The following is an 11,146-nucleotide window of genomic DNA, read 5'->3' as shown; positions in this document are numbered from 1 at the left end:
ACCCGGCACCCATACGGTATTCTGCAGGGTGACGTTGACCGTTACCGGGGTTGGTCCGAGCACTCGAACACCACCGTCCGCAAGCCCGGCAGGTGTCTTCGTGTCGATAAAAGCCTGACATTCGTCAATCAAAGCCTGATCAGGGATGCCATTCACACCGGCAATGACAATGTCAACGGTTCCGTTCCCGCGGTTAAGGGGAATCACAAGCGCTGATACAACACCGGTCACGCTTTCGGCCCAAGCTTTGTAATCGTCTGCCGTTCCGCCTTTCCCAGGATTTCGTTTTCGGTCTAGGATACGCTGCCTGTAAGCCTCGTTGTCTTCCTTGTCTGTTCCTGCCTGGACAACGATAGAGTCGGAGACAAAGTCAAACCCAGCCTGCGCCACCAGATTGATCGCCCCAGGAGGAACATTGCCGATCTCGCCATCTTCTGTACACTCCACCAGCACACCGGAAACGGTTGTCCCGCCGGCGGGAATCTTTTTGCCCTGGCCAGGCTTCACCCGAAACTGAACTGGCAGTTCGCTGCCGATCGGTGTTGTTGTCACCAAAAAGTTGTCTGGAACCGCCCAGTCAGTAGGTACAGGCGAGCTTTTCCCGAGAGTAACGGAGTGAACGGATTTCGTGGACAGTTTTCGTTTGACGTCGTACTCTTCGCCGATTTCATCAAGCTTTTCGTCTACTGCTGTCACCGCTGTTAGCTGGTCGTATACGAACTTGAGAAGGACAACGAGGAGATAAATGGCCTCGCGCAGCCCGAGCACAAGGTGTTTAACCACCCACTGATTGGAAAGGTCATTGATTGTTTTTCCGGGTCCGACCAGGTTTTCAACTAGGATTTGGGTGAGCTCATCCTTCGTTGGCCAATTAACCACTCGCTCCACCTCCTAATGGGAAGGTGGCTTCGATCGATTCATCAAATTCGCGTACCTTGAATTTGGCGTACAGCGTCTTTGCTTGCTTTCCCCCTACTGTGGTCAACAACAGCTGGCAATCTATGACCTCTTCGATCCATCCAGGACCGTTTTCTGTACCCACGAGTAGAAGAGCTTCCCGGGTGATTGATTCGGCTGTTTTCTTGTTGTCTGGCGTGTACGGTTTGGCGAGAACTTCACTCAGGGTCGTGCCATAGTTGGAAAAAAACTCGCTCTCACCCAAGGCGGTGAGCAATCGGAGATATGCTTGTTGCTTCACGTTTTCAAGGCCGCTAACCGTAGCGAGAGTATCGCCCGTCCACATGATTTCTCCATCGATGATGAGTAAGTCTGTGCCGTAGCTCATTGCTCTGCAACCTCCCCTTGATCAATCAGGCCAAGCACGACATACTGACCAGATCCGTTTGTACCTTGAACTTGAGCCACCAAAACCTCTTGGCCGCTCTTATAGGGGAACCGTGGCTCATAGATACCGGTACCCGACTCGATCGGATAAAAGGTGTCCTTTAGACAGCGACACCATCCCGTCTCATTCCCCCATGGCTCCAACTCTACTTTCACAAGCCGCTCGTCTGGATCAACGCTAACGATTTTCCCAAAAATTAAAGGGGACGTTGGCAGCATCCCCTCAATCTGTTTTCTATTGTGGTAAGGAATCAACCAAACCGCCCTCCTTCCTCCAGAGGAAGATTGGTAAAGGTGACTTCTGCCTTCAAACCTTCATCCCGGTTACCGGTCACGACGATTTTCGATACGAAATAGACTTGGGACAAACCTTTACCCACGCCATACAAGACAATTCGTCGGTCAGTTGCAAGCTCGGGAAAGTAGTCGGTTGTGAACGAGCCATATACCTGCTGCCGGGACAGCTCTTTCAGAATGTTTCGTGCACGCCGCTGCGCTTCATCACGGGTAATGCCGGGGTAGTAGTAACGCTGGATGTACTTGTGGCCGGTAGAAGATCCAGTGAAGGACGCTCTCTCGACGATGCGCTGTCCTTTCTTCTGACCACTTCCGCGCTTTTTTACGCCGCCAGGAATATATGAGATCACCTCAACAATAAGGTTTCTGGCTGCGTTCGGAGCCCGTTCGATCCAAAAACCGCTCTCGATGTTATGCCCCCAGGTGAAGGGCAAGGGGTCTTTGTTGTAGTTGGGCAGCATCTCTCGCGGCCCATAAAACCACTCAATGCCCCGTACCCGTGTTGTAAAACCGTCGTTCTGAGCAAGGTACAACGCAGCATCCCAGTGTGAAACTTCGCGATTGATATTGGCATGATCATCCTTGACATATTCTCCAACAGGGTCTTTGGTCTCTACGGGTACCACCGGAGTTAGTCCATGAGTGGCCGCGATTTGTTTGAACGCCGCTGTACTCGTCAGGTTCTGCCACTTGAGCGTTTCTTTGAAGTCGAAGGCTCGGGCAGCATATGAACGACCGTGAATCGTTACCACTTCACCTTCATTTGCATCAAAATTCCATGTGGGGTAATCCATGTCGCCCTCGATCAGCAACTCGGGTTTTCCTTCTCCCTCAAAGCCAGCCTCGATTCGAATTTTCGCCGAACCGAAAACCAAGTCAGCCGACTTGGAACTGCCGCTGTAAAGTAACGGGTCGGAGGGTGTGTCGGTTACTTCCCATGGGAGTTGTACCTCGTAGGAGTCAACGGCGCCCAGTCCATTTAGCTCTACCTGAAAGGAGATCCAGTCTTTCACCGGCTTGCCATTTATCGTGATATTAACAACCGGTTTGCCGTAAGGACGGAAAGATCCTGGTTTATTCACTTTGTCAAACATATAGAACCGCTCCTACAGGTGGGGTTTGAGGGTTATTTCCAAGAGCCGTTCGATTCCGCGGATCTTTGAGGATCTCTTCCCACTTGTTTGGGTCTCCTTTTGTGCGTGCGGCAATCTTGGGCAACGTATCGCCAGTCTGAACAATGTAGGTCTTGGCCGCCTGCGGTGTTGCGGAATTTGACTTGGCAATGGCCTGGGCTGCACGGTCGACAGGGTCAACTGGTCCTTTCCCACTCGAACTTGACTCCAACACTCGTTCCAGAGTGATCGTAAACGGGATGCGCCGTTCTGATTTTATGTCCGGGTAAAACTCCTTGATCACGACTGGGAAGCTAAGCAGGTCCGTGGTGAACTGTACAGGTTTTCCGGCCGTCCGCATATTCCCGATCTTGAGCATGCGTTGGTAGGCGTCCTGGCCAATAAAAAAACCGCTCCAGGCAATCGGGCGGTAGTCGGCTCCCATGAACTGTATGGATCGGTTACCACCGGGAAACTTCCGGATGGCGAAGAAGGTTTCGCCGCCAATAGTAGCCACACCAGGCTTTTCAAAGTCGCGCAGTTCAAAACCGCCAAGCGTAACACGCATCAGCCGATCCCTCCTCCGACAGTGCCGATGGTGAGGTTGCCTCGTTTGGCCATTCTCGCCAATTCTGCGATAGCTTCTTTGGCAACACGTTTGGCCAAAGCGTCAGCATCTTCTCCAGGTTGCTGGTGTACTTCACCGATCAGCGGTCCCTGAATGATGATGGAGCCAGCAGCACGAGGAGATGGCCCGGAAACGGAAACGCCTGGTTTTCCATTGGAGCCCACTTGCAATAACATCGCATCCGCCGTTAACGCTGCGGCTGACTTCACCAGATGAAGATTGTTCAACATGCCGCCCGCGATAGACTTCATGAGATTTCCACCCCACAAGTGGTTGGTTCGCAGAGGCCCCTCTTTTGTCGGCGAGGCGATCCCCAACCAGTCTTTGATCGTTTGGGCAGCCGACTTCAACGCTTCCGGGATAGCGCTGAGTTTGTTTTTGATTCCATTGACAAACGAGTCAATAAGGTTTGTTCCCCAGGTTTTGGCCTTCTCAGGTAGTTCCTTGAACCATGTGAATAGGTCGCTCAACCCTTGTATTGTGCTGTTCCAGATACGGATTGCTGTTTCTTTGGTCCAGTTCCACACGGCTGTGAGCTTATCCCTAAACCCAAGGAAATTCGTGTTCCAAGCGATGATTGCGCCAGCAATTAAGGCTGTGACACCAGCAATAATCCATCCTACAGGCCCGAGTCCAATCATCCACGCCAGTGCCATTCTGGCGCCCATCCAAAGAGCTTGCCCAGCTAACCACGCAAACCGTCCTCCAAGTCGAGCAATCCATGCAATAACTTGACCGATAGGTGCGATGTTGCCCCAAAGAACTCGCCCGAAGAATGCTCCGTACCGCCCGAGGATGGGCATGATGCCCATAACGCTACGACCAACCCACATAAATGCTTGGCCGATTCGTAGGATGCCCGATACTCCGGGTATTCTCTGTAACAGAGCAACGGTTCTGCCCAATAGCCCGCCAAACATCCTGAGTTCTACTTCGCCGCGAACAAAAGCCGCGAACCAACGAACAGGACCAGCCAATGCACTGAGGGAACGCATCATCGTGCCAAGTCTAGCAACACCGGCCACGGTCTTATCCAGAATCGCTCCACCAAGCAGCAGTCCGCCAAACATGCCAATCCCTTTCATCCACCCGGGCATCTCCCATTTGAGTTCTTCCTTCGATTGGTGGGAAAATCCGAAGAATGCTTCGATTTTTGCTTTGTTGGTACTTATCCAGCTCTCTAAGCGTTGGAATTGTTCAATCGTGCCATCTGTAACAGATCGGATCACGGGAGCAACATTGTTTTGGAACCAATCAACTGCCGGAGAAACGGATTTTTTCAAACCGTCCCACACTGCTTTCGCGTAGGGACCAATTTGATCCCAGTTTTTATAGATCAGGTAGGCCGCGCCAGCGATACCGGCAATTCCAAGTGTCACACCTGCCGATACTCCCAGAACTGTTCGCAAGCCAATCTGTGCCGCTCCCAATGCTGTCCTTAAAGCACCAAAGGCAGCCACACCAACAAGGATTGCACCAGAAACTGCAATGAACGCGCTCGCTCCCCCAGCGACTGCAAACATAAACTTGCTGACTTGTGGGTGTTGTTCAAAATATTTGGTAAGACCAGCAATTGTGTTTGTTAACCCTTTGAAAAAGGTCGTTGCTGGTTGAAGTAACGGTGTTCCGATGGTAGTCAGAAATGTGTCCCATGCTTCTTTAGAAGTATCCAGCACTTGATTAAAGTTCTCCATTTGGAGAGCAACCTGCTCGTTTAGACCGAGTTGCCGCTCGAAGTTTTTGTAAATCTCCTCAAGAGAACCCTCACCTGTCCTCAAGAGAGTATAGGCTGTTCTGCCGCCCTGCTCGCCAAAAACCTTATGGAACAGCTTGATTACCTTGTCAGTTCCCATGCCTTGGTTGGCTAACTCGAACTGACGACTGATTTCCTCTTCGTCCCCCAAAACTGAATTGGTACCAACAGTTTTACGGAGTATTTTCGCAATTTCTTGGGCCGACTTAAGTTGTCCCCTTGAATCTTTTGAGTAATCAAGAAAAATGGATCGACCTTGTTTGTCGACCCATCCGACTTCTTCCATCATTTTTGTTTGCATTTTGGTCTGAGGAACCAAACGCTCCAGAAAGTTTCTCACGAATGTGCCAGCGCTTGCCCCTTCCGGTGTTTGGGTTCGAGCCAGCGCAACTAGCACCGATGAATCAAGAACCTGCTGTTCTTTACTTCGGCTTCCCCACATTTGAGAAGCCACGCCGCCCATGTTCCCAAGACCACGGTTGATGTCCTCTGCACTAGCGCTGGATGCAGCAGCTACCTTCGTCATGATGTCAGCGGCACTTAGCATCTGCTGACCCGTGAGCTGGAATCCGGCCCGTGTTTGAACCATGGCTTCAGCTGCGACAGTCGGAAGCATCTTGTTTAGTTGTGCGAATTTCAAGGTGGCCTCCGCTGCACCGTTTATGATGTCGGTATAGGCGACGCCGCCTTTTTGAAGTTCAAGGATTGCCTCTCCTGCGCCAAGGTTAGAGAAGGTGGTTTCCAGCCCGAGACGTGTCGATATGTCCTTGATCTCTTTCATTTGCTGGTTAATCATTGATGCTTTGGATGGGTCGAGCAAGTCTTTTCCAAAGGTCTGCGTTTTAATGGCCGTCATGACCTCTTGGAGGTTTCCAGCTTGGGTGACGGCTTCCTTTGCCGCATTAGCAATAGTATTAAAAGCCAAGACTCCGCCCGCAGCAAATGCTCCACCTGTCCAGGCCATGTTTTTAAGTGCGTTCATCTTTTTCTGGACATCTTCGGTTGCATTACGCATCAATCCAAATTGCCTGATGATGTTGTTTACCCCGTTGGAGACACGATCGGTTAGGCTAATGGCTATCGCAAGATCCAGCACTGTTCCCACGAATTTTCACCTCCTCAAAGTAAAAAGCACCCAAATAGTTTTGGGTGCAGAAACATCACTGAAATGTAATTTTCTTCATAGTGGAATCTATTTCATCCCTGATTGTCGGAAGCTCATTGTCCTTCCCTTCCAGGTCATCCCACATTTCTTTAATCAGATTCACTTGGATTTTCTGATAAACGTCGTTAAGTGAAAATATATTCTGCTTGTTTCCTCCTGAAACAGCTCCGATAGGAAATTGATCGTTTAGTGATTTTCTTTGGGTTTCAATCTTCTCCCTGATTTGTTGTGCAAAATCAGACCAAGCGTTTAAGTCTGTGTTTTTCTTTTGTTTATTATATTCAGCGTAAATTTGCGAATAGGTTAATTCTGCGAAGTCATAATATGGTTTGAGTTTTTTTGTTTCCTCTGGATCTGCAGGAAGTGGTTTATCCTCTTCCACGGTTACAGAACCTGCAGGGAGTGGATCAGTCTTCTCCTCCATTGCCGATTGATCTTGTAGGGTTTCATTGCTGGGCTGGACTGTTTCGATTGCAGTCTTTGACTGCTCGGCCTGACTATCGTCCGGTGTTGCGAGATTAAAGAAGGTTAAGCAAAGAGCAAACGAAACGACGGCTATGATGAAGGATTGCTTTCTCGTAATAGGACGTTGCCCATTCTTTAGATTCTTATTTGCCCATTTGGGGTTGATGCTGCCAATTAGACAAGAGATCGTGCCAACACAAAAGATAAATGCCAAAATGCCCCAGACTAAAGACATATTTTACTACCCCCTCTTGAAAAAATATTACACCACATGAGGTGGTTCTGAGACTTTTTGTATTCGACAAAAACTGACAAGTCCTCCTCAAACCATCAGCATTGATGCTTTCAGGAAGACCCCCGATTAAATGGTAATCGGGAGATGTTTTTCGTTCCACTCGTTAACCACAATTATGGTCGCCTGTAGCACTTCGTCATCCATGTCGAGTGCTTCAGTGAAGGTTATCCCAGCCCCAGAAGCCAGTGCGAGTTCTACTCGGTTACGGAACCAGGGCTGTTCAGCAAGTTTTTTGCCGCTTCAATTTTTTCCTGATCTTCCTTGCTGATCGATTTCATCTCCAATTCATTCCACTCTTGGTATGTGAACTGGTCCATAAATTCGTACACGCCAGCAAGATTAGTCGGAGTATCCACTTTTTCCCCGTCGATTGCTTCGATACTCACTATGGTCTGGACAGCGACTGATAACGCCATGCCACCAATGTTTTGCCCACCCTCACCAGCGCAGGCGGCCAACAGGTTCCGCTCGATGAAATGATGTTGTCCTTTCTTTTGGCGTAGGGTTACTTTTTTGCCAGTCGAGAGTGTGATTTCCATGGTTCATATCCTCCTTACTGAATCGGTACGCGGCGTGTGGCGTGCCAGTTAAGTGTATTGGTGACTGGTTTGTTGTTGCCGTCGTTGCTGCGTTTGTACCCATCAAATGTGACGTTCTCGTACTTGTACTTGCGGACGGTTCCATCTGCGTATGTTTCCGTGGTGAAGATGACAAAGGTGAGGGTGCCGCCAGTTTCCTCCTGGTACTTTATCTTCGCGTCCACAATGTCGTCGTAGGCAGTATTGATTGCCTGTCCGTCGATGCTACCTTTCCATCCAGTTTGCAACACATTGCGGTATTCCGTTTCCTCGCCAATCGGATACGTCTTGTCTTCCTCTGTGATTTCTTCGACGCTCCATTTCAGAATGTCGGGGGATTTTTGCAGGGCCTTACCGTCGGCATCCGTCAGAGCGATCACGAGTTTTTTTCCCATCAAAGCGTTGCGTGCCATTAATTACCCACCTCCACGTTCGTGCCGCCCATGAAGTTCAGCAGGATCCATTCGGCAGTGTTGTAGTGTTTCACCTTGACGTCCTGGACGAATTGATCGATGCTTGCGGCTGCACTGTTGAATTTGATTGAGTAAGCCTCGATCTTGCTTGTTTCTGTTTCTGGATTAGACGGCGTCACCATCTTGTCAAAGAAGGTACGAATGCGCCGCTCCGCGTCGTCCTTCATCTTCTTGGTCATGGCCTTACCCTGCCATGGGGCGGCAACGGCAGCCAGTTGCCTTTCAATCCAACTGTTCAGACGCCGCTTGTTGACCTTACGGTTTTCGTTGTCGGAGATTACATTCCCGTCCACGTCCGTTTTGGCCAGCGTGTAGTCGTTGTCCAGACGCCATGCGAGGGAACCGTCACCGGCTGCGGATGGCTTTAGCTGGAAGGCAGCGATCTGGTGCTCATACAGCGTCGTGTAGTCGTCGAAATCCAACTCTTTGTCAGTTCCGACGATCCATCCACATTCAACAGCGAGGCCGGAGTCTTCCACGTTTCCTTTGACGTGTACGATAGCCGAGAGGCAGGCTCCAGAGATGAGTTGTCCGGTTACGGAACGGTAATAGCCGAAAGCCATTTGACCGAAATCAGAGTCGTAGGTATTCCGATAAGCAACTGCGTCTGACACGTTCTGAGCCGTGTTGGTGCCAATGTACGTGTTGCAGTTGTATTTTTCGCCAAAGGCCAAGAGAGTAGGATCTACGGTAGGACTGGAGTAGTTGATGTGAGCGACATCCGAAACGATGTTGCCAACCAACTCCAGAAGCTTTTGCCCAGTGCGTTTGCCGGTTCCAGGGTCGTAAGTGCCAATTCGGTCGTTGTCTGTGACGGCGGCACCGTTGTCACCACCGGACAGCTGTGTTTTGGTTTTGACAGCCGGGCGTGCAAGATCGAACGAATCAGCTGACGACTGCAAGTCAGTCAAAACAAAATGCTCGCTGCTGGCGTTAACCACATTCACCGCATAGCGAGAATTTGCCGGGTCCATGCTGAGGTTGTCGTATGTTTCCGTGCCAAAATCAGACGTCAGGATCAACTTGAAAGTATTTGGTGCCGTTCCGTCCGCCACTTCGACCGTAAAGATGTTAGCGTACTCGCCTGGATACTTGGCCGAAACTTTCATCGTGTCGGCCGGAGATGCCTGACGGTCCTGCAGTGTCAAACTTGCAGTCGCATAACCGGCGCCAAGCACCCGGACAAACGCGGCTTTCTTGATCTTGGCGTGGTGCAGGTGGTCCAGCAACGCGTTACCAGCGTTTGGCTTTGTAGTCGGTCCCAAAACGGTCGCAGCAATTTCAGACAGCCTTTTCGTTGGTGTTTCGCTGATCAAGACATACTGGTTCACCGGCCCCCGGTCAAATTCACCGACAAAGCCGAGAACAAAGTCGCTCGTTTTTACTTCGTCGCTTTGAGGGACGGCCTGCTCGTTGATATACAGCCCCGGCGGGTAACCAGCCAGGGAGGTTACACCTCGCAAAATGGTCATTTCCTCAACCCCCTACTTTCGGATGGAATTTAGAAAGATCAACCGCGCTGACGATGTGCTCGGTGATCAGTTTGCCTGTGCACTGGTATGTTGCATCAACCTGGTATAAGTCTGGCTCTCCGCGCGGCGGATTCGGGGGAGCAGCCAGGAATATCTGCATCGTCTCCCCCCACTTGTCTCCTGGAATCGGAATCTCGTTTTCCGACTCGATGGAGGCCATGAATGCCGTCGCAAGTTGTTGCGCTTTTCCAGGTCGATCCGCAAAAAAAGAGACTTGGATAAGGTAGTCGAACAGGGCTGACTCCGTCCCAACGGTGAAAGTTCCGTTACCGTTGTCGATCAGTCCATGTGGTTCATACTCCCTCATCAGTCCCTTGTCCACGTTGCCGCTGACGTATGAGATGTTTGCGGCCGGCAGCGTCTTCTTCTTAAACTCGATTGGATTTGGAGTGTCATCGCGAACGACAAATTCCTTTCCGTGAACAGTCCGGATGGCTGACTGGATGGCCAGGTACGTACAGACCAACGGGTCGCGAATGGTCACAACCTCCTCAGCTCCTTTTGCAACTCCTTGGCAACTGCGTCTTTGATCGCCTCTTGAGACTCATGTAAAGCCGGCCGCAGAAAGGGGCGCGGTGGGATGTTTTTCGGGGCGTACCCAAACTCATGAGCCGCAGCGTAGTCACCTGGAGATCCTTTCCCTTTTCCGTCCTTCCCTGCCGCCACGCCGACGTACATTACACCATTGCTGTTCAATTGACTGTCATCCGTTGTGATCGCTTGACGGAGCAGCCCGGTATTTACCAGAGGGGAATCATCATTTCCACCAGCTCCCCAAGAGCCATGTTTTTTGAGGTATTTCTTTCCCGCACGAGTCAAGCCTCCTTTGACACTCATGTGTTTTCGTCGGACTGTTTCTGGCCTTAACTTGGCCCATGCAGGATAGGGGCCGAAACCGCTTTGATATGTCCCAAGCTTGCTTTTTGCCTTACCTGCAACAATGGCCGCCCCTCGTTTCAGACCACGTTTGGAGGCCGCGTCTACCTGGTTGGGGATCGACCGGAGAGCGCGAAAAAGTTCGTCAAATCCTGCCATCATTGCACCGCCCTTGCCTGGCATTCTTTGATAATGAGTTGGCCGGCCAAGGTGGCCGGCGCAACCAGGACGATGTTGTACCGCTTGCCGTTGTACTCAAGAATCCGCCCCTCTTGGATTTGCCGGTGCTCGGGTTCTGTACCATCCTCAATGGAGATAAAGTCCAGGGTTTCGATTGGGTTATCACCCAAGGGTGTCCCGTTCTCCTCCAGATCATGGCCGGTTACGACGATTTTGACTGTTTCCCTGATTGGATTGTCCTGTACCTGACCGTCATCGAGGATGGAGAGCCGATCGAGATTCATCGTGTCTGGCGCTGGAGTTTCAAGAACGGCCTCGATTTCGTAACCCTTGGACCGGATATGCTTGTCAATGATCTGTTTGACCTTGCTAGCTAATTTTCGTGCATCCATCAACCCCACACTCCAATCGGTCTGGTTACGGCGTTTTGATATCTGGCCTGCCGAGA

Annotated in this window: 13 protein-coding genes; all 13 read right to left on the bottom strand. The window is 50.8% G+C overall.

Annotated elements, in window-relative coordinates; translation table 11 throughout:
• The coding region (locus HGBM_RS29145; RefSeq protein ID WP_019123647.1) for a baseplate J/gp47 family protein at positions 1–879 on the bottom strand (879 nt) is incomplete at its 3' end.
• Positions 872–1,285, bottom strand: a complete 414-nt coding sequence (locus HGBM_RS24140; RefSeq protein WP_019123646.1) for a GPW/gp25 family protein — start codon at positions 1,283–1,285, stop codon at positions 872–874. The genes HGBM_RS29145 and HGBM_RS24140, both read right to left, overlap by 8 nt.
• Complete coding sequence (locus HGBM_RS24135; RefSeq protein ID WP_019123645.1) at positions 1,282–1,599, bottom strand: hypothetical protein; 318 nt, start codon at positions 1,597–1,599, stop codon at positions 1,282–1,284. The genes HGBM_RS24140 and HGBM_RS24135 overlap by 4 nt, the downstream gene beginning before the upstream one ends.
• On the bottom strand, positions 1,596–2,735 hold the full coding sequence (locus HGBM_RS24130) for a hypothetical protein (protein WP_019123644.1): 1,140 nt from the start codon (positions 2,733–2,735) through the stop codon (positions 1,596–1,598). The genes HGBM_RS24135 and HGBM_RS24130 overlap by 4 nt, the downstream gene beginning before the upstream one ends.
• Positions 2,728–3,321 (bottom strand): LysM peptidoglycan-binding domain-containing protein, encoded by a 594-nt coding sequence (locus tag HGBM_RS24125; protein WP_019123643.1) that lies wholly within the window; start codon positions 3,319–3,321, stop codon positions 2,728–2,730. Before HGBM_RS24125 ends, HGBM_RS24130 begins: the two co-directional genes overlap by 8 nt.
• Entirely contained in the window at positions 3,321–6,239 is a 2,919-nt protein-coding gene (locus HGBM_RS24120; protein WP_019123642.1) for a phage tail tape measure protein, read from the bottom strand. Before HGBM_RS24120 ends, HGBM_RS24125 begins: the two co-directional genes overlap by 1 nt.
• Before the next feature lie 55 nt (positions 6,240–6,294).
• On the bottom strand, positions 6,295–6,999 hold the full coding sequence (locus tag HGBM_RS24115) for a hypothetical protein (RefSeq protein ID WP_019123641.1): 705 nt from the start codon (positions 6,997–6,999) through the stop codon (positions 6,295–6,297).
• Positions 7,000–7,253: 254 nt separating this feature from the next.
• Positions 7,254–7,598, bottom strand: coding sequence for a hypothetical protein (locus HGBM_RS24110; protein ID WP_019123640.1), 345 nt, complete (start codon positions 7,596–7,598; stop codon positions 7,254–7,256).
• Between the two features lie 14 nt (positions 7,599–7,612).
• Complete coding sequence (locus HGBM_RS24105) at positions 7,613–8,050, bottom strand: hypothetical protein (RefSeq protein ID WP_019123639.1); 438 nt, start codon at positions 8,048–8,050, stop codon at positions 7,613–7,615.
• Positions 8,050–9,582: a hypothetical protein gene (locus tag HGBM_RS24100; protein WP_019123638.1), complete on the bottom strand. Its 1,533-nt coding sequence runs from the start codon at positions 9,580–9,582 to the stop codon at positions 8,050–8,052. Before HGBM_RS24100 ends, HGBM_RS24105 begins: the two co-directional genes overlap by 1 nt.
• A 4-nt stretch (positions 9,583–9,586) precedes the next feature.
• Positions 9,587–10,126 (bottom strand): hypothetical protein, encoded by a 540-nt coding sequence (locus HGBM_RS24095; RefSeq protein WP_019123637.1) that lies wholly within the window; start codon positions 10,124–10,126, stop codon positions 9,587–9,589.
• Positions 10,123–10,479 (bottom strand): phage virion morphogenesis protein, encoded by a 357-nt coding sequence (locus tag HGBM_RS31975; protein ID WP_245553067.1) that lies wholly within the window; start codon positions 10,477–10,479, stop codon positions 10,123–10,125. Before HGBM_RS31975 ends, HGBM_RS24095 begins: the two co-directional genes overlap by 4 nt.
• Before the next feature lie 197 nt (positions 10,480–10,676).
• Positions 10,677–11,146 (bottom strand): hypothetical protein (locus HGBM_RS24085; protein WP_245553066.1); only part of this gene is annotated, 470 nt, incomplete at its 5' end.

It is taken from the genome of Brevibacillus massiliensis (assembly GCF_000311785.1).
GTDB classification, from domain to species: Bacteria; Bacillota; Bacilli; order Brevibacillales; family Brevibacillaceae; genus Brevibacillus_C; species Brevibacillus_C massiliensis.
The sequence above is the reverse complement of the archived record's forward strand: the minus strand, read 5'-3'. Positions and strand labels throughout refer to the sequence as shown.

What these genes read in the sequence shown, in the direction of transcription:
- HGBM_RS24140 (WP_019123646.1), bottom strand. Translation starts at nt 1,285, where the DNA reads ATGAGCTACGGCACAGACTTACTCATCATCGATGGAGAAATCATGTGG.
- HGBM_RS24130 (WP_019123644.1), bottom strand. Translation starts at nt 2,735, where the DNA reads ATGTTTGACAAAGTGAATAAACCAGGATCTTTCCGTCCTTACGGCAAA.
- HGBM_RS24125 (WP_019123643.1), bottom strand. Translation starts at nt 3,321, where the DNA reads ATGCGTGTTACGCTTGGCGGTTTTGAACTGCGCGACTTTGAAAAGCCT.
- HGBM_RS24115 (WP_019123641.1), bottom strand. Translation starts at nt 6,999, where the DNA reads ATGTCTTTAGTCTGGGGCATTTTGGCATTTATCTTTTGTGTTGGCACG.
- HGBM_RS24110 (WP_019123640.1), bottom strand. Translation starts at nt 7,598, where the DNA reads ATGGAAATCACACTCTCGACTGGCAAAAAAGTAACCCTACGCCAAAAG.
- HGBM_RS24105 (WP_019123639.1), bottom strand. Translation starts at nt 8,050, where the DNA reads ATGGCACGCAACGCTTTGATGGGAAAAAAACTCGTGATCGCTCTGACG.
- HGBM_RS24100 (WP_019123638.1), bottom strand. Translation starts at nt 9,582, where the DNA reads ATGACCATTTTGCGAGGTGTAACCTCCCTGGCTGGTTACCCGCCGGGG.
- HGBM_RS31975 (WP_245553067.1), bottom strand. Translation starts at nt 10,479, where the DNA reads ATGAGTGTCAAAGGAGGCTTGACTCGTGCGGGAAAGAAATACCTCAAA.